The 25,358-nt window shown below is 66.3% G+C and carries 16 protein-coding genes and 1 pseudogene; 9 read left to right on the top strand and 8 right to left on the bottom strand.

The window, feature by feature from the left end; all coding sequences use genetic code 11:
* The first annotated feature begins 27 nt into the window (after positions 1-27).
* Complete coding sequence (gene ribA / locus DOM41_RS11300) at positions 28-1,167, top strand: GTP cyclohydrolase II RibA (protein WP_110686977.1); 1,140 nt, start codon at positions 28-30, stop codon at positions 1,165-1,167.
* A 167-nt stretch (positions 1,168-1,334) separates the two neighbouring features.
* Here the strand turns inward: ribA and DOM41_RS11290 are convergent, their stop codons facing one another.
* The 4 genes from DOM41_RS11290 to recC are packed head-to-tail and all read right to left on the bottom strand — an operon-like array spanning position 1,335 to position 12,248.
* On the bottom strand, positions 1,335-2,144 hold the full coding sequence (locus tag DOM41_RS11290) for a creatininase family protein (protein ID WP_110686976.1): 810 nt from the start codon (positions 2,142-2,144) through the stop codon (positions 1,335-1,337).
* The gene (recD, locus tag DOM41_RS11285) at positions 2,141-4,351 is read right to left on the bottom strand and encodes an exodeoxyribonuclease V subunit alpha (RefSeq protein ID WP_245391821.1); all 2,211 of its coding nucleotides are present in this window, start codon (positions 4,349-4,351) and stop codon (positions 2,141-2,143) included. The genes DOM41_RS11290 and recD overlap by 4 nt, the downstream gene beginning before the upstream one ends.
* Positions 4,348-8,427: an exodeoxyribonuclease V subunit beta gene (gene recB / locus DOM41_RS11280; RefSeq protein ID WP_110686975.1), complete on the bottom strand. Its 4,080-nt coding sequence runs from the start codon at positions 8,425-8,427 to the stop codon at positions 4,348-4,350. The genes recD and recB overlap by 4 nt, the downstream gene beginning before the upstream one ends.
* A complete protein-coding gene (gene recC, locus DOM41_RS11275) occupies positions 8,424-12,248 on the bottom strand; it encodes an exodeoxyribonuclease V subunit gamma (RefSeq protein WP_110686974.1) in 3,825 nt (1,274 codons plus the stop codon). Before recC ends, recB begins: the two co-directional genes overlap by 4 nt.
* A 195-nt stretch (positions 12,249-12,443) precedes the next feature.
* Here recC and DOM41_RS11270 point away from each other — a divergent pair, with 195 nt between their 5' ends.
* The 3 genes from DOM41_RS11270 to DOM41_RS11260 all read left to right on the top strand — a co-directional run bounded on the left by DOM41_RS11270 (position 12,444) and on the right by DOM41_RS11260 (position 15,137).
* Positions 12,444-13,286, top strand: coding sequence for an EamA family transporter (locus tag DOM41_RS11270; RefSeq protein WP_110686973.1), 843 nt, complete (start codon positions 12,444-12,446; stop codon positions 13,284-13,286).
* 145 nt (positions 13,287-13,431) lie between these two features.
* On the top strand, positions 13,432-14,436 hold the full coding sequence (locus tag DOM41_RS11265) for an amidoligase family protein (RefSeq protein WP_110686972.1): 1,005 nt from the start codon (positions 13,432-13,434) through the stop codon (positions 14,434-14,436).
* A complete protein-coding gene (locus DOM41_RS11260) occupies positions 14,436-15,137 on the top strand; it encodes a gamma-glutamyl-gamma-aminobutyrate hydrolase family protein (RefSeq protein ID WP_110686971.1) in 702 nt (233 codons plus the stop codon). Before DOM41_RS11265 ends, DOM41_RS11260 begins: the two co-directional genes overlap by 1 nt.
* Before the next feature lie 130 nt (positions 15,138-15,267).
* Here the strand turns inward: DOM41_RS11260 and DOM41_RS11255 are convergent, their stop codons facing one another.
* The 4 genes from DOM41_RS11255 to DOM41_RS11240 form a co-directional block, all read right to left on the bottom strand.
* Positions 15,268-16,575 carry an MFS transporter gene (locus DOM41_RS11255; protein WP_110686970.1) on the bottom strand — a complete coding sequence of 436 codons (1,308 nt, stop codon included), beginning with the start codon at positions 16,573-16,575 and terminating at the stop codon, positions 15,268-15,270.
* A gap of 355 nt (positions 16,576-16,930) precedes the next feature.
* Positions 16,931-17,362 carry an OsmC family protein gene (locus tag DOM41_RS11250; RefSeq protein WP_110686969.1) on the bottom strand — a complete coding sequence of 144 codons (432 nt, stop codon included), beginning with the start codon at positions 17,360-17,362 and terminating at the stop codon, positions 16,931-16,933.
* Between the two features lie 167 nt (positions 17,363-17,529).
* Positions 17,530-18,102, bottom strand: coding sequence for a thiol peroxidase (gene tpx, locus DOM41_RS11245; RefSeq protein ID WP_110686968.1), 573 nt, complete (start codon positions 18,100-18,102; stop codon positions 17,530-17,532).
* A gap of 119 nt (positions 18,103-18,221) precedes the next feature.
* The gene (locus DOM41_RS11240) at positions 18,222-18,776 is read right to left on the bottom strand and encodes a DUF1415 domain-containing protein (RefSeq protein WP_110687092.1); all 555 of its coding nucleotides are present in this window, start codon (positions 18,774-18,776) and stop codon (positions 18,222-18,224) included.
* 95 nt (positions 18,777-18,871) lie between these two features.
* Here DOM41_RS11240 and DOM41_RS11235 point away from each other — a divergent pair.
* The 5 genes and pseudogenes from DOM41_RS11235 to DOM41_RS11215 all read left to right on the top strand — a co-directional run.
* Positions 18,872-19,771: pseudogene (locus DOM41_RS11235) on the top strand (aldo/keto reductase).
* Positions 19,772-19,854: 83 nt separating this feature from the next.
* Entirely contained in the window at positions 19,855-20,949 is a 1,095-nt protein-coding gene (locus tag DOM41_RS11230) for an alpha/beta fold hydrolase (RefSeq protein WP_245391819.1), read from the top strand.
* 434 nt (positions 20,950-21,383) lie between these two features.
* The gene (locus DOM41_RS11225; RefSeq protein WP_110686967.1) at positions 21,384-23,504 is read left to right on the top strand and encodes a toxin VasX; all 2,121 of its coding nucleotides are present in this window, start codon (positions 21,384-21,386) and stop codon (positions 23,502-23,504) included.
* Between the two features lie 3 nt (positions 23,505-23,507).
* Positions 23,508-24,455 carry an RNA-binding protein gene (locus DOM41_RS11220; RefSeq protein ID WP_157956917.1) on the top strand — a complete coding sequence of 316 codons (948 nt, stop codon included), beginning with the start codon at positions 23,508-23,510 and terminating at the stop codon, positions 24,453-24,455.
* Positions 24,452-25,358: hypothetical protein (locus DOM41_RS11215; RefSeq protein ID WP_157956916.1), on the top strand; the 907-nt coding region annotated here is incomplete at its 3' end. The genes DOM41_RS11220 and DOM41_RS11215, both read left to right, overlap by 4 nt.

The raw sequence follows: 25,358 nt of genomic DNA, 5'->3' as shown, positions 1-25,358 counted from the left end.
GCGGGAACGACAAAGCAGGAGATCCACATGCGACAGGTAGAACGCGCCATCTTCGATTTGCGTCGCGGCCTCCCGATTTTGATTCGCGGCGATGCCGGCGACCTGTTGGTGCACCCGCTGGAGGGCTGCGATGACGATGCCCTCGCCGCCCTGGCCACGCTAAGCGGCAATCCGCCGGCGCTGGCGCTGACCCGTCACCGATTGGCGCTTCTCGAGCGTGAGATCGAGACCCGCGCGGCGCTGGTGCCGGTCGCCGCGGCGAGCCTGGCCGACGACATCGTCGACTGGGCCTGCCGGGAGGCGGCCTCCCTGCCGGCCGACATCGACCTCCGCGACGCCGACCCGATCCACGTCGCCGCCATCGATCTCATGCGCATCGGGCTGCTGATTCCCGCGGCCGTGGTCTCCGCTGTCAGCCCGGCCCAACGCGAGAAAGTCGAGGCATTGATCAGCGAAGGCACCCTGCTCGCGGTGCCACTGGCCCCCATCGCGGCCTACGACGCGGCCCCGTCGCGCTTTCTCAAACGCACCAGCGAAGCCGAGATCCCGCTCTCCCACGCCGAACGGGCACGCTTCGTGATGTTTCGCGAGGCCGATGGGATGCGCGAGCACATCGCCATCCTCATCGGCGACCCGGAAGCGTGGAGCGACGCCGTGCCGGTCCGCCTGCACTCGGCCTGTCTCACCGGCGACCTCTTCGGCAGCCTGCGCTGCGACTGCGGCGAGCAGCTTCGCGAGAGCGTTCGCACGATCGATGAGCGCGGCGGCGGCGTTCTGCTCTATCTGGCCCAGGAGGGCCGCGGCATCGGTCTGGCCAACAAGCTGCGCGCCTACACGCTGCAGGATGGCGGACTGGACACGGTGGACGCCGATCACGTACTCGGCTTCGGCGACGACGAGCGCACCTACGGGGTAGCTCTGGAGATGCTCGAACAGCTCGACATCGCTCGCATCGAGCTTTTGACCAACAACCCGGAAAAGATCGCCGCCATGGATCAGGGCGGCGTCGAAGTGGTCAATCGGCGCGGCGTCTACGGCAAGCTCACCAAGCAGAACCGCCGCTACTTGAACGCCAAGGCCGAGCGCGCCGGCCACTGGCTCGAGGAGGTGCTGGAGCAGGAGGGTGAAGCCGAGCTGGGCTCGCTCAAGCGCCCCTTTGCCCGCTGATGGCTAACCGGCGCGCCCGCCTGCCCCATTGACCGCGCGTCGGGTCGATGGGTCCCGCCGCGGGAGGATGCAGCCACCCTCGTCGCGGCGTCAGGCGTCAGGCGTCAGGCGTCAGGCGTCAGGCGTCAGGCGTCAGGCGTCAGGCGTCAGGCGTCAGGCGTCAGGCGTCAGCGCAGTGTCGTCAGATCAAACGCCACTGTCTCATCGATCACCGTCGCCAGCCGGGTGGCGAAGTGCGCGACCAGCCGGCGGCCGGTATCGGCATCCGCCAGGCGTGCATTGCCTGTCACCCCGCTGGGATGGAGATCCTGCGCCATCCAGGCGTAGCCGGCATCGCCCTCCGGACCCAGCGTGGCGCCGGCGCTCGCCCGCGTCTGCCCCTCGGACACCGCCTCGACAAGATGCTCGCGGCGTACCGCCTCCGGGGCGAGATGGAGCATCATCGCGGTTTCCAGCGCCCCGCCGTGCAGCCCATGGCGCAGCTCTTCAGCGGGCAGCGCATCGGCCGGCGGCGCGAAGCGAAAGTAGTTGGCCTTGACCACGAGCATGGCATGCGCCGCGCGCAGCTTGAGGGCGGCGAGATCGATCACCGCCTTGTTACCGCCGTGGCTGTTGAACAGCACCAGCCGCCGAATGCCGGCACGATTCACGGCATCGCCCAGCGATTCGATCACCCCGATGGCCGCCTCCGGCGATAGACTCAGCGTCCCCGCAAAGCCGGTGTGTTCGAGACTTGCCCCCAGCACCAGCGGCGGCAGGACGACGACGCTCGCCGAGGTCTCGAGCCGCGACAGGGCCGCCACCAGCAGGCCGTTGCCGATCTCTAGGTCGGTGGAAAGTGGCAGATGCGCCCCGTGCTGTTCGATCGCCGCCAGCGGCAGTACCGCCACCGTGGTGTCGTCGGCAAGCGCGGCGAGCTCCGGCGCGGTGAGTGACTGCCAGTAGTGAATGCTGGCACGCGACGTCGGCTGGGTCATGGGTCACCTCCTGCAGTGTCGGGATGAAGGTCGAGCGCAGTGTCGCAGGCACTGGCCAGCAGCCGCTCGCCGATGGCGCTCTCGCGTACGACCTGGCGCGCCACCGCATCACGCAGCACCGTGGCACCGCGCTCGCCGCGGGCCAGGCCCAGCGTCAGCCGTGTCTTTGCCCGGGTCACTCCGGTGTAGACAAGCTCCCGGGTGACGATCGGGTTGGCGCGTTCTGGCAGCACGAAGAGGACGTGATCGAACTCCGAACCCTGGGATTTGTGCACCGTCATCGCGAAGGCCGTGGTGGCGGCATCGAGCCGCGACGGCAGCACCGGACGCACTCCGTCAGCGTGAGGAAAGTAGACCCGCAGGCGACCGTCGGCGTCGCTGAGCGTCAGTCCCAGGTCGCCGTTGTAGAGCCCGAGCTGCGGATCGTTATGGGTCACCATGACCGGGCGACCGGCATACCAGCCGTCGGTGCGCTCGAGCCACCCTTGGCGCTGCAGGGCGCGGGCGATGCGATCGTTCAATCCCTCTACACCCCAGGCGCCGCGGCGCAGCGCACAGAGCACCTGAAAGTTGCCTTGTCGGTCCAGCAGTGTCTCGGGGGCAGCGCCGGCGGCGAGCGCGTCGAAAAGCGGGCGATAGCCCGCCACCACCGCTCGCTCGAAGGCAGTGGCGTTGATGTCGAGCAGGGCGATGTCCTCGAAGCCCGCGTTGAGCGTCTCGATGAACGCCCGGCCATTACCGGCATTGGCTGTCCTCGCCAGCGCGCCGATGCCACTGTCGGCGCGAAAGCGGAAACTTCGCCGCAGCATCGTCACGTGATCCGACAGCGCATTGGCGGGAAGCGCCGGCAGGGTGTCGCCGGTCATCTGTGCCAGATAGTCACGCAGCGCCGGGGAGTAGCCGTGAGCCGCGCCTGGCTCGCCATTGGCCCTGGCCCCCTCGCAGAGATCCCCCAGCACCGACCCCGCCTCGACCGACGCCAGCTGATCCTTGTCGCCGAGCAGGATGAGACGCGCCGCTGACGGCAGCGCCTCGAGCAGCGCGGCCATCATCTCCAGATCGACCATCGACGCCTCATCCACCACCAGCAGATCGAGACTCAGCGGTCGCTCGGCATGATGACGAAAATGGCGCGTATCCGGGCGCGCACCCAGCAGCCGGTGCAGGGTCTGCGCCTCCTGGGGAATCGACTCCCGGACTCGGGAGTCGACCGCCAGCCGACTGACCGCCCCGGCGATCGATTCGGAGAGCCTCGCCGCCGCCTTGCCCGTCGGTGCGGCAAGACGAATTCGCAGGACGTCACCGCCCGTCTCCAGCGCCTGCTGCTGCAACAGTGCCAGCAGCCGAGTCACCGTGGTGGTCTTGCCCGTGCCGGGCCCGCCGGAGATCACGGTCAGCCGCTGGCGCAGCGCCATGGCGCAGGCGAGCCGCTGCCAGTCCGGTTCACCGGCCTCGGCGACATTCCCGGCGAAGAGCGTCGCCAGGCGGTCTGCCATTGTGGGGGCCACCGGCAGGGGGCGCTTCAGGCGCTCGCCGAGTCGCCGGGCCACACCCGCCTCCGCCTGCCAGTAGCGGCGCAGATAGAGTCGATCGCCGTCGCGCACCAGCGGCGTTGCACTGCCCGCCGCCTGCGACGCCCGGGTCACCAGCCAAGAGTCGTCCAGCGCAGCGATCCAGCGCGCCCGCGTCACCCCGGCCAGCAGTGTCTCCGGCAGTGTGACCGGTCGGTCCGGTTCTCGTCCCCCGTCCAGCGGCGGCAACGACAGCGCGCTGTGGGGCGCAGCCAGCGCTCGCGTCAGCGACAGACAGACATGGCCGCGACCAGCCTGATGGCTCACCAGCGCCGCAGCCAGATAGACCAGCGCCTCGTCTGCCTCATCGCCGCCCGACGGAGCGCCGCCCGACGGATCGCCGCCCGACGGATCGCCGCCCGACGAGCCGGCAGGTGGCTCGCGCTCGGCCAGAAAGCGCACGAAGTGGCGATCGAGCTGGCGCAGCCAACCGAGCTCGACCCAAAGCCTGAGCGTGGCAAACAGGTTTTGGCGATTCAGCGTGGCAAACAGGTCTTGGTGATTCAGCGCGCCGGGCGACGGCGGGTCAACGGGCGTCGCGGGGTCGTCACTGTCTGCCGGCGAGTGCGCCTCTGCCTCCAGCGCCAGCCCCATCTGCGGAGTCGGCTCTTGAGCATCGCGGCGTCGTCGCGTCATGCGCTCTCTCCCTCTTTCGCCGTTTGTGCGAGTAACGCGCGGGCCGGCGCCTCATTGCCATCGAGCCAGGCATCCAGCGCCTCGATCAGCGCGCGTGCCGGTCGCCGATAGAACACCCCCGGCGCGGCATTGGGCGCCTGAAAAGAACCCTTTGTCGCGGCATCAGGCGCCGATGAAGAACCCGCCGGCGCGGCGTCGGGCGCCGATGAAGAACTCTCCGGCGCGGCATCGGGCGCCGATAAAGAACTCTCCGGCGCGGCATCGGGCGCCGATAAAGAACCCTCCGGCGCGGCGTCGGGCGCCGATGAAGAACCCGCCGGCGCGGCATCGGGCGCCGATAAAAAACCCTCGTCGTCGGCGGCGCAGAAACCGCGCAGAAAGACATAGCACGCCCCGCCCACGTGGCGGTCGTAGTCATAGTCCGCCAGTCGGCATTTCAGCAGCCGGTGCAGCGCCAGCACATAAAGCACGTACTGCAGATCGTAGCGATGGTCGACCATCGCCGCCGCCAGCGACGCGCCGACGTAGTCCGCCGGTGAGTCACCCAGATGATTCGACTTCCAGTCGAGTACGTACCAGCGACCCTGGGCCTCGAACACCAGATCGATGTAGCCCTTGAGCATGCCATTGAGCTTACGTGGGGCGAGCCTCGGACGCTGACCGGGCAGCGGCTCACACCGGGTCACCAGGCGATCCAGCGGCTCGCTCCAGGCCGCCGTCGCCGGCAGCCAGAACTCCAGCTCGGCTTTCCAGGCATTCAGCGCATCGAGGCGGACGTCACCGCTGCCGGCGCCGTCCGGGTTCGCGCCGCCCATCAGCAGCGGCCGGCGCAGCCGCTGGGTGAGCGACTCGGTAAGAATCGGCGTCCAGTCGGCGTCGAAGCCGGCGAGCACCAAGCGCCGGGTGATCTCTCGCCCATAGCTCGTGGCGTAGTCGGCCTCATCGAGTCGGTCGAGTTCGAGCTGCTCGAGCAGACCGTGAAGAAAGGTGCCGGGACGCGGACCGCGGGGAAAGTCGATCAGTGTCCGGATGCGCGGTCGTGGCACCGGGTCGCGTTCACGGCTCACCTCGACGTCGAGCGTCGCCGGTAGATCGTCACCGTTCTCGCCGAGCCGTCCCCGGCGCGCGTCGCTGATCAGCGAGGTGTAGGAAGCGATCCACCAGTCGTCATCGATCGTGCCGTGAAAGCGCCGCGCGGGCTGCACCTCGGCGCACGCCGCCTCGAGCCGCACGCGGTGATCGGGGAGTTCCGGCGGCTCGACCACGGCGAGCCAGCCGTTCGACTCGGCACGCCTGAGACGCGCCAGCAAGGCGTCGCCGTCGTCGGCCGAGTCACTGCCGAGCAGCCGACCCAGCGCGGTCTCGTGCATCGACCCGCTGCGACTGCGCCCACGCGCCACATAGGCCACGCCCAGCCGGCAGGCGAAGGCGGCTCGGGTCAGCGCGACGTAGAGCAGTCGAACGTCCTCGTCGAGCCGGGCGAGCTCCGCCTGCTGTTTCTGCGCGTCGCTGGGGTCGGCAACCATCACCTCGCCTTCGCCCTCGGGGGCCCGCAGTGCCAGCAGTGCCAGCAGGCCACTCTGGCGATCCGGCTCCGCCGGACGGTAGGAGCAGGCGAATGGCAGTAGCACGATGGGATACTCGAGCCCCTTGGACTTGTGCACCGTGATCACCCGGACCAGGTCTTCGTCGCTCTCCAGCCGCTGGCTGAGCGCCTGACTGTCGAGCGATTCCACCCCGGATTCGAGCGCGCCGTGCCACCAGCGCAGCAGCGCCTGCTCGCCATCGAGGTGCTGCTGGGCGTTTTGAGCGAGCTCCCCCAGATGCAGCAGGTCAGTGAGCGCCCGCTCGCCGTCCGGGCGCCGGGCGAGGCGCTCGGCGACGCCAAAATCACGCATCACCGTGCGCAGCATCGGCAGCAGCCCCCGCCGGCGCCACTGGCGCTGATAGTCGCCGAAGCGCTCCACCTCGCGCTCCCAGCGGATCTCGTCGGCCAGCAGCGGGGCCAGCGCCTGCGGGCTGTCGTTGAGCAGGTTGGAGGCCAGCGCGGCCTTCAGGCGGGCATCATGCCGCGGTTGGGCCACCGCCTCGAAAAGCTGCAGCAGCTCGAACGCCTGCGGCGTGTCGAACACGCTGGATCGCTCGCTGAGATAGACGCTGCGGATGCCGCCGTCGGCCAGGGCGCGGCGCACCTTGAGCGCTTCCGGGCCGTTGCGCACCAGAATGGCGATATCCGCGGGACGCACCGGGGTCCGCCCAGCGGCACGTTCGAACTGCCAGGCGCCCTCGAGCAGCCGCTGGACTTCCCCCCGGGTCGCCGCCGCCATCTCGGCCTGATACTCACCCTGGCCACGTCGTTCGCTGTCCGGCCACCAGGTGCCCAGCGCCGGGACGTCGCTGCCGTCCGCCGCCACCAGGCGGGTCGCCTTCGCCTGCGCCTCGACCGCGATGAAGGGGATCTCGTCGCTGCCGAAGGGCTGGGGATGTCCACCGAAGAGCGCATTCGTCGCCGAGACCATCGCCTCGCTGGCGCGGAAATTGCGCATCAGCGTGAAGCGACTCGGCGTCGCCCGTCGCGCGCCCAGGTAGGTATGGATGTCGGCCCCCCGGAAGGCGTAGATCGCCTGCTTGGGATCGCCGATCATCAGCATCGCCGTTGGCGGCGCCGCGGTTGGCGCCTGGCGGTAGATGCGCGAAAAGATACGGTACTGGACCGGGTCGGTGTCCTGGAACTCGTCGATCAGCGCCACCGGCAGCTCGGCGCGAATGCGTGCCGCGAGCCGCTGGGCGGCACCGCTGTCATCCCCCGCGGGGGGCGCCAGCGCGGCATCCAGGTCGTTGAGCAGATCGGCGAATTCCCACAGCCCGCGCCGGCGCTTCTCGGCGGCGAACGCCTGAGCGATACGGTCGCGGGCGTGGACCAGCACCTGATCGCGGATGGCCGCAAACGGCGTATCGGTCTCGGCCAATCGATCCAGCGCGGCGAAGAACGGATGCGTCGGCGCCGTCGCACTTTTCTTGGTTGCGCCTTCGAGCTTCGCCTGAGAGAGCCAGAAGCGACCGCTGCTGTCGGTGACCTCGTCGGCGGCGTCGAAAACACCCTGCTCGAGCCAGGTCTCGACGCCTGCCAGCCGCGTCTCCAGCTCCTCGCGCTTGTAGCTGTTCTTCTTGAGGGCGTCGGCGTCGAACGCCGCTTCCAGCACCTGGCGAATCGTCTCCCGATCCCAGTGGGCGACGAGGGCCGCTTCGAGGGTCTGGCGGGCCTGTAGCTCGCGCTCGAGACCGGCGAAGAGCGTGTCCAGTGACGCCGGCGCCTGTATCGGCGCGCCAGCGACCCACAGCGGCTGGGGCGCGCCGTCGCTGAGCAGTGGACGCAGCGCATCGGCCAGCGCCTCCGGGCCGCTCCATTCGGCCCGGATCTGACGCTGCCAGCGCGCGTCGAGGGGGTAGAATTCGCGGCGCCAGTAGTCGGCCACCGTCTGCGCGAGCAGCGTGCGACCCTCCTGCAGCAGCTCGGCAGAGAAGCGCGCGCCGGCATCGAAGGCATGGCGCGTGAGCATGCGCTGGCAGAAACCGTGGATGGTAAAGATCGCGGCCTCGTCCATCAGCCGCGCGGCCTGATCGAGGCGCCGCGCGCCGTCGCGACAGGCCGCCTCCCCGGCGTTGGCGAGCGGCGCGAGCAGGATGTCCAGCACGCCATCGTCGCGCTTGTCAGCCGCGGCCAGCAGCCACGTCCGCGCCTGCTTCAGACGCCCGCGGATCCGCCCGCGAAGCTCGGCGGTGGCGGCCTCGGTAAAGGTCACCACCAGAATCTCCGGCGGCGTCAGCGGCCGGGGAAAGTCGAGCGTCTCGCGCCCCGGCATCGGTCCCAGCACCAGACGCACGTAGAGCGCAGCGAGGGTGAAGGTCTTGCCGGTGCCGGCGCTCGCCTCGATCAGATGCTCGCCGGTCAACGGCAGGGTATCGAGCGCCAGCGGCACGATGCCGCCATCGCCTGCGGGGTCGGATGCGTGCGTGGGCGTGTCGGGCGTCATGCCCGGCGTCGGCTCGAGGGCGCCGCGTGAGTCGGCGGTCATGACGTTTCTCCCGCGGTCTGGCCTTCATGAGCGGTGGCACGGTGAAGCCGCTGCGAGGCGCCGAGCAGGGCATCGAGAAAGGGCTGATAGTGGCGCACCGTCTCCGCCACCCCGTTGGCCGCGGTGAACGACTCGAAGTCCCGCCACAGCTGACCCAGCCCCCCTTCCCGCTGGATCAGAGAGTCGCGCTGATAACCGCCGGATTCGAACTCGGCAGCGAGCTTGTCGCGCAGGGGTGGCGCCAGCGGCTCGCCGCGTTCGATCTCGGCGAGATGCTCGCGGGTGCATTCGGCCCAGAGACTGCGGGTCAGCTCGCTGACCGCCGGCAGCGGTCGGCGAAAGGCACGCCACCAGCGCTCGAGCCAGCCGGAGAGCGTGGCCCGGGCCTCCACCCGGCCCAGCGCGGGAAACTCCAGCCAGCGATCCTCGAACAGCGCGGTCCAGCGACAGGGTGTCTCTCCGGCGGCGTTGGCCAGCAGCCAGCGCAGGTAGCCGGCGTAGAGTCGATGGGGCTTGCCGAGCTTCTTCCACGGCCCGGCGCTCTCGGCCCCCTTGTCACTGCGGCCCGTCTGGAAGTGTCCGAAGTGACTCGTCTCCAGCGTGATCAGTACCCGAGTGGCCTCCCCCGCCGCCGCCGCGCCTTCCTGAAACAGCCCGTCGATACGCGACTCCAGCGTCAGTGGCGGCGCCTGAGGCGTCGGCGGCGCGCTAAAACGCAGAACCGTCGGCTCGCACGGCATCAACGCGGCGCTCAGCTCACGAAAGCTCTGCAACTGGGTCTCGAGGCGCTTCAACGGTGCTTCGATGGTAGCCAGACCGAACCCTGCCGCAGGTAGCCGGCCGGCCAGACGCAGCCGCTCCGCCATCACTGTCAGCGCTTCGCCGCGGCGGCCGGCGTCGAGCAGTTCGCGCTTGAGAGTGTGGTCCTCCAGCGCGTCGAGGACGAACGGCTCGCTATCCTCGTCGGGCACCTCCGCCTCCTGAAAGCGCACGCCGAGGCGGCCGAGATAGACACTCCAGGGCCGGCGCAGTACGCGAGTGAGATCGGCGATATCGAGCGCCTCTGCCGGCGCGCTGGGCTCGGGCTCTTGGGCCTCGCCAGCGCGGATCTCGGCGACGTCGGCTTCGGTTTCGTCCTCTCTGACGGCCCCAGCGGACGCGTCGGCGCGGTGCAGTGCCTCCCAGCTCGAATCGAAGGTGAAGCGCGGGTCCGAGGCAAGAAAGTAGCGCCGGGAGAAGGGCTGCAGCGGGTGGGTCTCGATCAGCCGGGCGGCGAGCGCGGCCTCGATGTCGGCATCGGCTGGCATGTCGGCCGGCGCGTAGCCCTGCTCGAGCATGTCGAGCAGCTCGCCGATCAGCACCGACGGCGGACGCGGGGTGTTGTCGCGCTGGTCGAAGCCGACCCAGGAGAGGGTGATCCGGTCGCGGGCGGAGAGCAGCGCTTCCAGCAGCAGGTAGCGGTCATCGTCGCGCCGCGAGCGGTCCCCGGGGCGCGGGCGCTGGGCCATCAGATCGAAGTCCTGGGGCTGACGCGTTCGCGGGTAGGCGCCGTCGTTCATGCCGAGCAGATAGACCTGTCGAAACGGAATCGCGCGCATCGGCATCAGGGTAGCGAAGTTGACCTTACCGGCGAGGAAGCGCTGGGCCAGGCCGCCGTCGTCGAGCTCTGCCTTGAGTGCATCACGCACCACGGCCAGGCCGATCGGCGTCTCGAAGGCGGCCAGCTCGCAGCTCGCCTGCCAGCGCGACAGCGCCTGATCGACCCGCGCCAGCACGTCGTGCTCGTCCAGCGCCATCGGTCGGAAGACCGCATCGATCAGCTCGCGCAGCCGGGTGAGCCACGTCTGCGGTGTCGCCGGCGAGCCAAGCGCGCGACACTGGCCCTCGATGACCTGCATCAGCTCGGCGAGCCGTCCGGCGAGGTCCGCTTCAAGCCCCCCCACCTCATCGTAGGGAACGATGGCATCGAACTGCCAGGCGCCCTCCCCGGCGGTCGTGCTCGCCTCGCGGGCGTGCGCCCCGCTCGACGGCAGCGCGCCGGTGGCATACCCCAGCAGCATGCGTTCGAGTCCGAACGCCCAGCTGTTGGCGTGCAGCGCGGGAAAACCCAGCGCGGCGCGGTGGTCACCGGAGAGTCCCCAGCGCACGCCGCTCTCGGCCAGCCACTGGCGCACTCGCGGCAGTTCGCTCTCGTCGATGTCGAAGCGGGCGCGGAACGCGGGCACGTCGAGGGCGTCGAGCAGCTCGCTGACGCCGAGGCGGCGTTCCGGCAGCTCCAGCAGCGACAGCACCAGCACCATCAGTGGATGGGTCTCGCTCGCCACCTGGTCGGCAATGGTGAACGGGATGTGCCGCGGATCGCTGGGCGATAGCTGACCGAACACCGCCTCGATGAAGGGCGCGTAGATGTCGATCTCCGGCACCATCACCAGAATGTCCCGCGGGCGCAGCGGGTCGCCTTCGCGACTTGCCTGCTCGAAGGCATCGAGCAGGCGGTCATGAAGCACCTCGACCTCGCGCAGCGGCGAGTGCACGCGGTAGAGCGAGAGCGACGCATCGTCGGCGGCGATGAGGCGCCGCTTGCCGCGCTCTCGGGCCAGCTCGCCGGGGTGGACGAGATCGAGAATGTCCTGCTGGATCTGGTTGAGCAGCGGCGCGCGTTCGCCGGTCGCTTCCCGATCGGCATCACTCGGTGTCTCGATGGGATCGCGAAAGAGATCCGTTTCCAGATCGAAGCCGCCGTCCTGACTCTCGAACTCGTAGAGACCGACGATGAAGTCGCGCCCCTGGGCGCCCCACGCCGCCAGCAGCGGATTGGCCTGCAGGTGCAGTGCCTGCTCGTCGAGGGCGGCGAGCTTCGGCGCTTCCGGATGGCGCGTCTGCTGGCGCGCCAGCGCCTGGGCGGAGAGTCGCCCGGCCCGTTTGATCGCCTCGCGATCGGAGACGATGTCACCCCAGTAGTGCCGGCACGGATTGGTGATCATCAGATAGACGTCGATCACCCCGGACAGCGCATGCAGCGCCTCCAGCGTCTGTGCCGGCAGCGTCGAGATACCGAAGACATAGACCCGCGGCGGCAGCCCCGCCGGGCGGTTGTCGAGGGCGCGGGCGGCGTCGACGAAGCGTCCATGCAGTCGGGCGCGATGATGCTCTCTTGCCACGGCCTCGGCGTCATCGAGCAGTGCCCGCCAGAGTGCCGGCTGCCAGCGCTGGTCCGCGGGCAAATCCACTGGGGCGTCGTGCCCGCTCTCCCACGCCGCCAGCCAGTCCGGGCGGTAGTTGAGATACTGATCGAAGAGATCGGCGAGGCGAACCGCCAGCTGCCAGCGCTGGCGCTCGGCCTGCTCGTGTTGCCCGATGGGGAGCGACGCCGGCGCGCCGGTCTCGGGGTCGCCGGCTCCCGGATCGCCTGTCGCGGGGTCGCCTGCCGCCGGGTCGCCTGCCGCCGGGTCGCCGGCCGCCAAATAATGCGCGAGAGGGGCAAACGTCTCCGGATCACGCAGGATCAGCGCATCGAGCAGCCGCAGGATGCGCCAGGCAAGCGGACGCTTGTCGAAGGGCGACTGCAGCGGAATCGTTTCGCCCTGGTGTTCGAGCACGGCGCGATACGCCCGCCACACAAAGCTCGAGGGCAGCGGAAAATCCACCGAGGCGGCCACGCCGTCGGCCTCTGCCAGCGACAGCCGCAGCCACTGCGCCATGCCGTTGGACTGAACCAGATAGGTCTCGGGGGTCAGCGGCGGCAGGCGCTGGCGCTGCATCAAAGCCAGCGACAGATCGCGCAGATCCTCGAGGTGATTGGCGTGCAGCACGCTGAACATCCGCTCTCCGGGTTCGTCGATTGCGAGCGGCCATCCTACCGTGACGGGCCTGATCGATCACTCGCCGTCGACGCTTCCACTGCGCAAAGGCTAGGATGGCGGAGCCTCGACCCCGGCTTGGCGGGTCACCGCCCGCACGACGCCGAGTCCCCTCCCCGGGCCTGCCCGGTTTGGTTTACCCACCAAGGAGCCGCAGTGACCACGCCCGTCTTTCTCGCCGTACTCGCCGGTGCCTTGATGCATGCGAGCTGGAATGCGTTGGTCAAGGTAGGGCTCGATCGGCTGTTGAGCATGTCGCTAATTCAGGCCGGATGCGGGGTGATTGCCTTGCTCGCCGTGGGCTTCGTGGCGCTGCCCGAGCCGGCGGCATGGCCGTGGCTTGCGGTATCGGCCGTGCTGCACGTCGGCTACAACATCTTCCTGGTGCGCGCCTATCGGGTCGGCGATCTCGGCCAGGTCTACCCGATCGCTCGCGGCTGCGCGCCGCTGCTGGTGACGCTGATCGGCCTGTTCGTGCTGGCCGAACAGCCGACGGTACTGGGTATCGTCGGCATCCTCGTACTGATTCTCGGCGTCATCTGCATGGCGCTGCCCGGCGGACGCCACCATCGGCTCGAGCGCGCCTCGCTGGTCAACGCGTTGGTCACTTCGTTGTTCATCGCGGGCTACACCCTCGCTGACGGCAGCGGCGCGCGCGCCAACGGCGATGCCGCAAGCTACGTGGTGTGGCTTTTCCTGCTCGACGGCGCCGGCATGCTGCTGGCACTGGTGTCGCTGCGGGGTATGGCGGTGCTCGGCCAGTTGAGCGGGCACTGGCGAGTCGGGATCCTGGGCGGTGCGCTGTCGATGGGCGCCTATGGCATCACGATCTGGGCGATGACCCAGGCGCCGATCGCGCTGGTGGCTGCGCTGCGGGAAACCAGTGTGCTCTTCGCCATTGCCATCGGCGTCATCTGGCTCAAGGAGCCGCTGCGACGAGAGCGGCTGACCGCCGGCGGGCTGATCCTCTGCGGCGTCGCCCTCATGCACTGGGGATGATCGGCACGGGGACGTCATCGCCGCTCGGCCTGACCCGGCAGGCAGTGTTAACCTAGGCCCGATCCATTCATGCTCTGACAACGTCGAGTCGCCGCCGGCGAGCCGATTCGCTGCCGAGACGGCCAGTGCCGACAAGGAGCCCTACGTGTCCCTGTTACCCCCCGCGATTGCCGATAGTGCCTCCGGCGAGCCGCGCAAGGTCGGCGTCGAGATCGAGTTCGCCGGCGTCGGCCCCATTCAGGCCGCGCGCCTGGTCGAGATGACGTTCGGCGGCACGGTGGAGCAGCACAGCGCCCATCGTCTCTCCGTCACCGATACTCCCTGGGGCACCTTTCACGTCGAACTCGACAGCAAGTACGTCCATCCCGACGAAACGCTGCTCGAGCGCATGCGCGAAACCGACGGTCAGCCCCCGGGCATGGGCGACCATCTGCGTGCCAGCCTGCACTCGCGCACCCGGGAGTGGCTCGGGGATATGGTCGCCGGGCTGGTGCCCACCGAGATCGTCTGCCCGCCCCTGCCGTGGCACGAGCTCGAACGTGTCGACGAGCTGTTCGACGCGCTGAGGCGTCACGGCGCCGAGGGCACGGATGCCAGCCTGATGTACGGCTTCGGTCTGCATCTCAACGCCGAGATCCCGGCGGCGGACGTCGGCAGCATTCTCGCGCATCTGCGCGCCTATCTGATCCTGGCTGACTGGCTGCGCCACCAGATCGTGGTCGACGTCACTCGCGACGTGCTGCCCCACACGCGACCTTTCCACGCCGATTACGCCAACAAGGTGCTCGCGCCGGACTACGCCCCGAGCCTCGACACGCTGATCGACGACTATCTGATCGCCAATCCGACGCGCAACCGCGAGCTCGACCTGCTGCCGCTGTTCGCCTGGCTACGACCGGACCATCCCAATCCGGTGCTGCGCGAGGCACTGATCAAGCCCCGCCCGACCTATCACTATCGGCTACCCAACGCATCGCTCTCCGATCCCGAATGGGGTGCCAGCGTCGAGTGGAACCGCTGGGTGGAGGTCGAGCGCCTCGCCGCTGACCCGGTGCACCTCGCCGAGCGCAGCGCCGCCTACCTCGAGCATCTGGCGCAGCCGACGCTCAACCGATGGCTGGACTCGCTCCGGCACTGGATGCACCACTGATGTCATCAGCGAACGAAAACACCTCAGACCGCTCCCGCCCACTGATCGGCATCACCACGTCGGACCACAAGAGTCTTCTGGCGTGGTGGTGCGACTGGATCTCAGTCTGGCGCGCCGGCGGGCGCCCGGTGCGTCTCTCGCCGTCGCGGCCGCCCGAACAGGCACTCGACGGCCTGATCATCGGCGGTGGCGACGACATCGGCGCGGCCCGCTACGGCGGCGAGGTGCAGCTCGACGTGCGTATCGACCCCGCCCGCGACGATCTGGAACTGGCGCTGCTGGGCCACTACCTGCCCCTGAAAACGCCGATCCTGGGAATCTGTCGCGGCGCGCAGATGATCAACATCCACTGCGGCGGCAGCCTGATCGGTGACATCCAGACGGCCTATCGCCACATTCGCAACCGGCGCACAGTGCTGCCACGAAAACGCGTGGAGATCGAGCCGTTCAGCCGGCTGGCGGAAATTCTCAATCGCCGCTTCTGTCAGGTAAATAGCCTTCACCACCAGGCGGTCGACCGTCCCGGGGAGGGCCTGAAGGTGGTCGCCCGGGATCGCGACGATCTGGTCCAGGCGATCGAGAGCGAGACCCACCCCTTTCTGATCGGCGTCCAGTGGCACCCGGAGTTTCTGCTCTTCACTCGTTCGCAGCAGCGCCTGATCCGGGCACTGGTAGACGCCGCCCACGCACACAGTGAGTGACCCGCGTCTCGATAACGCCGCTTTCGCGGGTCGCTGACCGATCGCCGAAACGATGACGCCCCCGCCGGTCTCCCGGCGGGGGCGTCGTTCGATGACACGCCAGCGAATTCGCCGACGCGGGCCGGCGGTCTCAGTGCTGCATCAGCGCCAGGCGCTTGCCGCCAGGAGAGACCAGCAGGGCCACGCCGATTGCCACGCCGAGGAGCGACAGAGCCGCCACGTAGTAGGCGGGCGCCGCCGGATCCTGAACGACCAGCCAGGAGACCACCACCGGTGTAAAGCCGCCGAAGATGGCGTAGGCGACGTTGTAGGAGAACGACAGTCCGGAAAAGCGCACCGCCGCCGGGAAGGATTTCACCGCGATGGTCGGCACCACACCGACGATCCCCACGCCGAAGCCGGCCAGACAGTAGAGCGCCAGCAGTTGACTCGGGTCGTTGGGCACGATCTGCATCATGGCGGTATAGCTCACGCCCAGCAGTGCGCTCCAGCCCAGCAGGGTGACACCGCTGCCGAAGCGATCGCAGCACCAGCCGGAGACGACGCAGCCAATCACCACGCAGACGATGGCCCAGACGTTGGCGAAGGAGGCGTCGATGTCGTACTGCGTCATCAGGATGTTGGGCGTCAGCAGCAGGACCACCACTACCGCACCAGTGAGAATCCAGGTCACCGCCATGGAGAGCGCGACACTATCCATGTGCCGAGTGACGACGCGCTTGACCGGCAGCCCCTCGGAGAGCGCCTTCTTGGCGCGCATCTCGGCGAACACCGGCGTCTCCTCCAGATAGCGGCGCAGATAGACCGCCAGCAGTCCGAAGACACCGCCGATCAAGAACGGCACGCGCCAGCCGTAGTCCGCCATTTCCTCAGCGCTGTAGTGGGACTTGAGGAACGCCGAGATGATCGAGCCGATAAGAATGCCGGCGACCAGTCCCGAAGAGAGCGTGCCGCAGGCGAGCCCCACGTTCTTGCGCGAGACGTGCTCGGTGACGAAGACCCAGGCGCCGGGCACCTCGCCGCCCACGGCAGCGCCCTGCAGAATACGCATCACGATCAGCAGCAGTGGTGCGAGATACCCCACGGTCTCGTAGGTCGGCAGACAGCCGATCAGCAGCGTCGGCACTGACATCAGAAAGATCGACAGGGTGAACATCTTCTTGCGCCCCAGCAGGTCGCCGAAGTGCGCCATGATGATGCCGCCCAGCGGCCGCGCCAGATAGCCCGCGGCGAAAATGCCGTAGGTCTGGACCATTCTCAGCCACTCGGGAATATCGGGCGGGAAGAACAGATGGCCGATGACGGTGGCGAAGTAGACGAAGATAATGAAGTCATAGAACTCGAGCGCGCCGCCGAGCGCGGAGAGCGAGAGGATCTTGACGTCACCGCGGGAGAGCGGTCGCGACGGTGCCGCGTCATATTGGGGAGCGTTGGCCATGAGCGTTTTCTTTTTGACAGGACTTTTTGGCACAGAGCTTTCGTCGCAGCGCCGGGTCGGGCGGTACGAAATTGGCTGAAACGGTGCGTTTCAACGCGGGCAAGCTTTGTTATGAACGAGCGGCCTTGTGGGCGACCGGCCGTGAACGCAGTTGCCGTGGCGCACTCGGCAGGCGAGCGCGTCGGAACTCGTCATTGGGGCAGGATGCCCTCGTTCACGGCGGCCCGATACGGTAGCAGACTTTACCCGAAGCGTCATGGCACCCGCCTGGGGCCCCGGTGCGCTCGACGGCAGGGAGCGGACATGAAAAAGCCGGCTCCGAGGCCGGCTTTTTCAGGGCGTGAAACGTCGAGGCTCAGTTCTCGAGCGTGGCGTCCAGCGAGATCTTGGCGTTGAGCAGCTTGGAGATCGGGCAGCCCTCTTTGGCTTTCTGCGCGGCGCTGTCGAACGTCGACTGGTCGGCGCCGGGAATACGGGCGACCGTCTTCAGTTCCACGGCGGTGATGGTAAAGCCGCTGTCGTCCTGCTCCATGATGACGGTGGCGTCGGTCTTGAGGCTCTCGGGCTCGATACCCTCTTCCCCCAGCATCATCGACAGCGCCATGGAGAAACAGCTCGCATGGGCGGAGGCGATCAGCTCTTCCGGATTGGTGCCCGGCTCACCCTCGAAACGCGTGTTGAAACCGTAGGGGTTGTCCTTGAGCGCGCCACTCTCGGTGGAGACGACACCCTTGCCCTGCTTGAGGCTGCCTTTCCATTCGGCGGAACCGGATTTCTTGATCGTCATCGTCAACTCCTTCTGTTCTGATGCGACGGGCCTGCGGCGACTGACCGCGTGCGACGGATCGTGTACGACTGGCCGGCGAGCACAGACCGAATACGACGGGAAACACTCTCCCCCTCGCTTGGGATGCGCGGATCAGTGTAGACCATGGGTCCGCGCCTTCCGCAAACCTAGCTGTCGTTACCGTCGTCGTCACGCGCCGAAGCGGGTGTCGACGCCTCATCGCCCGCGCTCGAACCGCCCTCGCCGAGCGACTGCCTGGCCGCCTCGTAGTCCGGCTCGTTCTTGATCTCGGAGACCAGCTCGGCGTGAATCACGTGATCGGTCTCGTCGAGCACGACCACCGCCCGCGCGCAGAGCCCCGCCATCGCCCCGCTGTCCAGCGAAACACCAAAGAGCTGGCGAAACTCCGGGTGGCGAAAGCAGGACAGCGTCACGACGTCATCGAGCCCCTCGGCGCTGCAGAGGCGCGCCTGGGCGAATGGCAGATCGGCCGAGACGACCAGCACCACGGTGTTGTCGAGCTGACTGGCAAACTCGTTGAACTTGCGCGCCGACATGGCACAGGTCGCGGTATCCACGCTGGGAATGATGTTGAGCACCTTGCGCTTGCCTTCGAAGTCGTCGATCACGACGTCTTCCATCTTGGCATTGGTCAGCGTGAACGGCGGCGCCTTGTCGCCCTTCTCCAGAAAGCGTCCGCTGACATCGACGGCTTCACCGCCTCGGGTCACGGTCTGCATCGCAGATCTCCTATTGATTCGGACTCGTTGAGCATCGAATTCTCCCCCGTTCACAACCGGAGGTGCCGTCACAGCATAGGCAATTCACGCCGAGAGGTAGGCCATCGGCGTCACTTTCCTCAGCGGCCCGATGCCGCGATGGCCGCCGCCAGCGCCGGTGACTCCGGCGCGCGCAGCACTTTCATGTTGCGCTCGGGAATCGCCTCGGGATCAGGGTAGTGCGCAAGCGCCCGCTCGAGCGCCGCCTCGCGCAGCAGATGCAGCATCGGCGCCGGCGAGCGGTTGGTGAAATTGGCCGGATCATCGGGCGCGACGCCCTCGAACACGTAGTCGGGATGAAAACTCGCCAGCTGATAGATGCCCTCATAACCCAGCGAGACGAGGAGCGCCTCGCCAAATTCGAGCAGGTCGAGATAATCCTCGAACGCCTCGAGCCCCCGCGGGAAGATCAGCAGGGTCGTGGCGATCTCGGGCTCGGCATCCAGCCGCTGGCACTCCCCCGCCAGCGCCTGCAGCCAGCTTTCGAGATCCGCGCCCTCGCTCACCGCATAACGAATCGCCTCTCGGCGAAACTCGCGTCCGGCGAAGGGACAGATATCGTGTTCGATCACGAAGCGCGACAGCCAGTCGCGAGCGCGGGTCTCGCTGTGCGGACACTCGGGGGATGAAGCGATGGGAAACTCCTCGTCGATGGCGAATTTGCCAATCCGACACCGGACGGCCAGCCTGAGGATACCGATTTTTGCCGCTTCGAGTGACTGGAGACCCCATGCCCCCCTCTTCCCCGCACATCGTCTTCCCCGCAACCGCCACCGAACCGCCCGTGACGCTGCCGGCCATCGGCCAGGGCAGCTGGTATATGGGCGAAGACCGCCTGCCGGCGTCACAAGAGGCCGATGCGCTTCGCTACGGGCTGGATCTTGGTCTCACGCTGATCGACACCGCCGAGATGTATGCCGAGGGTGGCGCCGAGAGGGTCGTCGGCCAGGCGCTTGCCGACCGGCGCGACGACGCCTTCGTGGTCTCCAAGGTCTATCCCTGGAACGCCGGGCGCGACAGCGCCATCGAGGCCTGTGAGCGAAGCCTCGCTCGGCTGGGGATCGAAACTCTCGATCTTTACCTGCTTCACTGGCCGGGCGGTATGCCGCTCGAAGAGACGTTCGAGGCATTCGAGCGGCTGCGGGAACAGGGCAAGATCCGCCGCTTCGGCGTCTCCAACTTCGATGCCCAACGCCTGAAGGCACTCGAGTCGCTTCCCGGCGCCACCGACTGCGCCACCAATCAGGTGCTCTATCACCTGGGCTCCCGCGGGATCGAACTCAACGTGCTGCCCTGACTCAAGGCAAAGGGGCTACCGGCGATGGCCTACTGCCCGCTGGCCCAGGGGGACCGCCAGCGCAACGAAGTGATCACCGCCCCGGTGGTCGAGGCGATCGCCGCCGGGCACGGTGCCAGCGCCGCACAGATCCTGCTGGCGTGGGTCATACGCAACGGCGCGGGCAGTGAGTCCCCCGAGCGACCCGCAATCGCCATCCCCAAGGCGTCGACGCCCGCCCACGTCAAGGCCAACGCCGACGCCCTCTCGATCCGGCTAACCGACGACGATCTCGCCCAGCTCGACGACGCCTTCCCGGCGCCCGACCGACCGGTGCCGCTGGATATCGTCTAGGCTCTGAGTCGATCGAGTTGAATCGCCAAGCGCCGCCCGCCCGCTGCACTCGATACCCACTGACGTTTCGACAGGAGATTCGAATGTACGCGACCACCTCGACGACCAAGCCCGCGGCCGGCTGGCTTCCCACTTTTGGCATGGCACTGGGCGCTGCCCTGTGTCTCGCCGGCCCCGCCGCGGCGCAGACGAGCGAAGGCGAAACGCAGGGAAACGAAGCGCAAAGCACGCAGACACCGACGTATGGCGCCGAGCTCGAAGGGTTCGATTACGCCTACCCGGTGGCGCGCTTCACCTTCACCTCGCAGCGCCAACAGCTACAGATGGCCTATCTCGACGTACCGGCGACCGAGCCCAACGGGCGAACCGTCGTTCTCCTGCACGGCAAGAACTTCTGCGCCGGCACGTGGAAGGACTCCATCGAACGGCTCACCGCCGAGGGCTATCGCGTCATCGCCCCCGACCAGATCGGTTTCTGTAAATCGAGCAAGCCAAAAGCCTACCAGTTCAGCTTTCATCAGCTTGCCGCCAACACCCACGCCCTGCTGGAGAGCCTGGAGCTTGACGACGTCACCGTCATGGGGCATTCGATGGGGGGGATGCTGGCCAGTCGCTACGCGCTGATGTACCCCGGGCAGACCGAGCAGCTGGTGCTGGTCAATCCCATCGGTCTGGAGGACTGGAAGGCCAAGGGCGTGCCTTACCAGAGCGTCGACGATGGCTTCGAGGCAGAGTTGAACAAGAGTGCCGAAGGCATTCGCGACTACCAGCGCTCGACCTACTACGTCGGCGAGTGGGAGCCGCGCTATGAGCAGTGGGTGGAGATGCTCGCCGGGATGTATGCCGGCCCCGGCGGCGAGCGCGTCGCCTGGAATCAGGCGCTCACCTCGGACATGGTCTTCACCCAGCCGGTGATTCACGAGTTCGATACGCTCCAGGTGCCGACACTTTTGCTGATCGGCGAGCACGACAATACCGCCATCGGCAAGGGCCGCGCCCCGGCCGACATCAAGGCGACTCTCGGCGACTACTCGGTACTGGGCGAGCGCGCTGCCGAGCGCATCCCGAATGCCGAACTGGTCGAATTCCCGGACCTTGGCCACTCGCCCCACATTCAAGAGCCCGAGCGCTTCCACCAGGCGCTGTTCGAAGGACTCGACGCCCTCGACGACGCCTGAACGTCCGAGCTTGATCAGCGACGTCGACCCGATGGCGCCCGGTCGCAATGGCCGGGCGTTGTTTGACACCCTAGCCTCACCTCACAGCGACAGCTGCCCGCGGGTCGCGACCTCCCCCCTTCGCGACGCCACCCGGTCCCTCAGTCGCCGCCCCGGTCGACTCGATTCATTCGCGATAGTTTGTATACGTATAATCACAATTTAAAACATTGAGACACGCAAATAGAAACTGTCCCGAAGTTTTCGCAAAGGTGGACGAATCCGTGCGATTACGACGTTGAAAGTGCTTTCGAGTACTCAGTCCAATGAGCCTACATTTCTGTAGTTCATCAACCGCCGGGATTCGGTCGAATAGCCACAACGGACATGGTAATTTCCATTGATAGAGAATCTTTAAACACCGTTTTCAATACTTTACAAAGGAGAGGCGGAGCATGAGTGCGTCGTCTTCAGGGTCTCGTCAGACACAGGCCTATCTGGATTGGGAGGGCAATCACGTCGCCAACTGGACGATGACCTCCTCGAAGCTGACCGACCCAGTCGATGTGGTCATCGAGGCGGCGAAGGAGTGCATTCCGCTATACCCTCTTCGCTACGGTCTCACGGAAGAGAGCTGCCGGGTCGATGGACTCGACGGCGTGACCGTAGGCGACTACCCCGCAGGCCCGGCATCGAAGACCTACGGCCTGCGCCTATTGCGCCCCCGCAGCATCGTCTACCTGTTCTATTCACCCGAGGATTCGCAAGAGGGCCAACCGCAGCATCACGTCTATCAGGTCACCCACGAAGCGACGTTCGTGCCCCTGCCTCGCCACACAGCCACAAACGCTGCCGAGGATCAGGCATTCACCGAACAGCGGGATTTCTGGTTCCCCATGGGCGTCATGGCGACGCCCTGGGTGCCCGCGCCCAAGCACGATGTGACCGATACCGTTTATCTGCTGGTCACCGATACGCTGCTGACCCCCGCCACACTCGCCGACGTCTGCGGCAGATTGGAAGAACTGAGTGGAACGTTACTGACGAAGGTTGTCACCAGCCAGTTGGCCGAGGGTCAGCAGGACGTACTGCCGCTGGCGGGCACGTTGGACAATGCCGCTTACGTGCCCGAAATGCGGGGGGGCGCCGGCATTCCCCTGCAGCCCGCCGACCTCTCATGGAGTGAAAGCCGTCCCGACGCGCCTCTCGGCAGCCAGGCGGTCACGACGCTGCAGCGCTTTTTCACCCAGTTCAATGGCAACCGCGAGGATATCGAACCGCTCGTCCCCATCCTCCATGACCCCGTTGGTGTCATGAGCGAACTGAACCATCGACTGGCCACCCAGATCACCGCACTCAGCGAGCACTGTGCGGATAGCGCCCGCAAGCTGCGGGTCAAGGAGATGATCGAGAGGCTGGGTGATATTAGATACGACGAGATATCCGATCGCTACCAAAATTTTCCCATAGATCAGAAAGTTATAGATGATGTAAAAAAATACTACGATAAAGATATCTCATCCGAAACGGTGGCAAATGCGCTCGGAGACGTTTCACGCCGACAGAGGTTGGCCAACTACCGCGCGGACGACGCCAAAGCGTTCCTCGAACAGTACGAAGCGCGCCAGCAGCAGCTAGTTACCGAAGTGGAAACCGCGGCCGCCGAGCAATGGAGCGACTGGCAAGGTCTGCAGCAGCGCTACCACGCCCTGCTCGAGTTGTTCGACGAGACCGACGACACCAATTTTCTCGATCTGCGTGTCGTCGTCGCCAATACCCTCACCGGACTGTTCCACGACGATCAGGGCCAGCAGTGGCTGCAGTCGCAGTTCGAGGGCGAAACACCCGTCACCAATAGCGTCATGTATCGGGCCCTGATGGGCCATCCGCTGGTCAATGACTACGTGACCCAGGACGGCACCACGGCCGACAAACGCTTCGACGAGACCCTCGCCGAGCCGACTCAGCCCCTGGTCATGCGAAATGCCCGCGTTCAGGCACTGATCGACAACACCGCCGGCGAGGCCATGGATCGGCTCCAGCGCGTCATCGACCGGCTACCGGACGACGCCGCGTCTAGCCAGCTCGGCATGGTGATTGCCGCCGTTACGCGGAACCGAACGAACAGCAGCGCCTTCTGGCGATCGCCCTCTCGCGCCATACTCGAAGTCCTCTTCGGCGAAGCCGCCATCCCCCAGCAGGTGCCCGCGAACCGCATCGGCGAGTGGTTCGCCCAGATGGCCGGCGGATCGGCCGAGTTCCCCTTCCGCCCTACCCAGGCCAGCAATGACCCCTTCTATCTCGTCGGCACGCAAAAGCTCGACTCCCGCGGCAGTCAGACCTATTCGCCATTGAAAGCGACGCTCAAGGCCACCACGCATTTCTGGCACGGCGTTAAGGGGATGATGGGTGGCCTGGGCATGTGGGCGGCAACGGACAGTCTCGGCAAAGCGATCCACAAGCTGGGCGACGACGACGGCAAGGTGCTGGCCAACTCGCTCAACCTGGGCTCCGCTGCACTGGCCACCGGCGCCTCTGGCACCGGCTTGGCGGGGGCGGGCATGGGCTGGGCGTAGGATGTGCACGGCAGAGAGACTCAGGCGGGCCAGCGACTCGGCACGCTGGCCGAACGCGCCAGTACCTGGGCGATTGGCTTGGCGGCGGTAAGTGCGGCGTTGGCAGGTGTCAAAGATATTATTGAATCTGGGCAGGAGTCAGGCGGAGCAGAAACCCTCAGCAACGCGGGTGCATTACTGAAGCTTGCCGAATCAGGAATAGGTATTGCTCACGTACTGGGAAAAATGAGCTTGTTAACGGAATTTCTCGGCCAAGTTCAAAGCTTGCCTGGAGAATCACTGATCACTCGCGGGGCGGTCAGAACGGCATCGGGCGTTGCCCGAGTCATCGGTGTCAGCGCCAGTACGGTCGGCTGGGTCATTCTGGGGCTGGAGGTGCTCTATAGCGCCATTCGCTCCTGGCACGATGCGGTAGTCGCGGAGCGCAAGTTTACCGACTGGATCGGCCGTAGCTGCTGGGGGACCGGCCAGAGCAGCGATGGCGAGCCCCTTTCCGGGATTTTCGGTCAGGATGACGTTGAGGAATTGCGTCAGTTCTATCGCTTGTTCCAGGCTCCACGCTTGGAAGTCAACGTCAATTCGCCGACCTACGACCCGATGGGCATGACCGTCATCGAGGCAGCCTCCAGCGAGGTCGCCATCGTCTTTCCCGGCTGGCAGCCACAAGTCAGCCAGTTCGCGGTCAACCATGTTTACGTTGGTGGCAACAATGTCAGCGCCAAGCGGCTCAGTGATACTGCCCAGGTCGAGGTCGAAGAGGGCTATGGCATTCTGCGCTATCGAACGGATGCCATCGGAGTCGATAGCAATGTCAATATTCGATACTGGCCCGATCGCTTCGCCGACCCCACCTGCGTGCTGCACGATGAAGCCACGGAAAAACGGATGGCACAGGACCGCATCGAACGTCTGGAGCAGTTTCAAAATCGCCAGCAAGGATCGGCATCATGAGTGAAGCCAACGAAGCGCAAACGCCGCCAAGCTATGAAGCGCTGCTGAACAATCTGCGCCGTGAACGCGAATATGCCGAACTGCCTGGCGCCGAGATCGCCATGTGGCCCGAGGACGTGGCTTTTTACGACGACCTTTCCAACCGGAAGCGTTTCAACGAACGATTTTTGGAGCCTAAAAAAAATCAGCCGAACGAGGCTGCTTATATCCTCTATTTCTTCTTTGGGATTTTTGGTAACTTTGGGCTTTTATTCTTTTTTTATGACATAACCCACTACCCATTAGAATGGGGAGATTTGATTTTTGATCTCTTCATGTTTTTCAGCATGCCCGTTATTTTTTTTTCCATCGTCTATTGGGCAGCACAAGGGGGAGGAGTTCGCTTCAATCGACAAGCGCAACTCGTTCATATTGGAGCATTTCCCGGCATGGCTGACACGTATGCTTGGCGAGACGTCAAACCCTTCTTGAGGAGCGGAATTGAAACTACAGGCAAGTTAGAACTCTGCTTTCCTTTAAAACCCTTGCAAGCACATGGCCTCGAATGGCAACCGGAAAAACATCTCGAGGCAAAAAAGCCCAGCATCATCGATGCTGCCATAGACTCCCGCGACCACGGCCCCCAGGGCTGCATGCACCGCTTCGAATTCTACCGCCGCTATATGGAAGAGGGGCTCGACGCCGTACAGCCCGATCCCGAACGCCTCCCCGATTATCAGCCCATTCGGGAGCCCTACCTGCCCCAGCCCCGCGGGCCGATTCTCAAGACACTTCACTTCCTGGCCTGGGGTCGGCTCATTGACCGGGCGTTGGCGCACCGGGCCAAGAAGTTCTACTGGCCGGAAGAGGTCGAGCGGCTCTGCGCTCCGGACGCCGACCTCTCGGGAATCGACACCTCCCCGG

Source organism: Salinicola aestuarinus, from assembly GCF_003206645.1.
GTDB classification, from domain to species: domain Bacteria; phylum Pseudomonadota; class Gammaproteobacteria; order Pseudomonadales; family Halomonadaceae; genus Salinicola; species Salinicola aestuarinus.
This window is presented reverse-complemented; position numbering and strand designations above follow the sequence as displayed.

Bases quoted from the DNA above. Each gene is read 5' to 3' on its own strand.
- DOM41_RS11225 (WP_110686967.1), top strand. From the start codon at position 21,384: ATGAGTGCGTCGTCTTCAGGGTCTCGTCAGACACAGGCCTATCTGGAT.
- DOM41_RS11290 (WP_110686976.1), bottom strand. From the start codon at position 2,144: ATGACCCAGCCGACGTCGCGTGCCAGCATTCACTACTGGCAGTCACTC.
- recC (WP_110686974.1), bottom strand. From the start codon at position 12,248: ATGTTCAGCGTGCTGCACGCCAATCACCTCGAGGATCTGCGCGATCTG.
- recD (WP_245391821.1), bottom strand. From the start codon at position 4,351: ATGACGCGACGACGCCGCGATGCTCAAGAGCCGACTCCGCAGATGGGG.
- ribA (WP_110686977.1), top strand. From the start codon at position 28: ATGCGACAGGTAGAACGCGCCATCTTCGATTTGCGTCGCGGCCTCCCG.
- DOM41_RS11260 (WP_110686971.1), top strand. From the start codon at position 14,436: ATGTCATCAGCGAACGAAAACACCTCAGACCGCTCCCGCCCACTGATC.
- DOM41_RS11250 (WP_110686969.1), bottom strand. From the start codon at position 17,362: ATGACGATCAAGAAATCCGGTTCCGCCGAATGGAAAGGCAGCCTCAAG.
- DOM41_RS11255 (WP_110686970.1), bottom strand. From the start codon at position 16,575: ATGGCCAACGCTCCCCAATATGACGCGGCACCGTCGCGACCGCTCTCC.
- DOM41_RS11230 (WP_245391819.1), top strand. From the start codon at position 19,855: ATGTACGCGACCACCTCGACGACCAAGCCCGCGGCCGGCTGGCTTCCC.
- tpx (WP_110686968.1), bottom strand. From the start codon at position 18,102: ATGCAGACCGTGACCCGAGGCGGTGAAGCCGTCGATGTCAGCGGACGC.
- recB (WP_110686975.1), bottom strand. From the start codon at position 8,427: ATGACCGCCGACTCACGCGGCGCCCTCGAGCCGACGCCGGGCATGACG.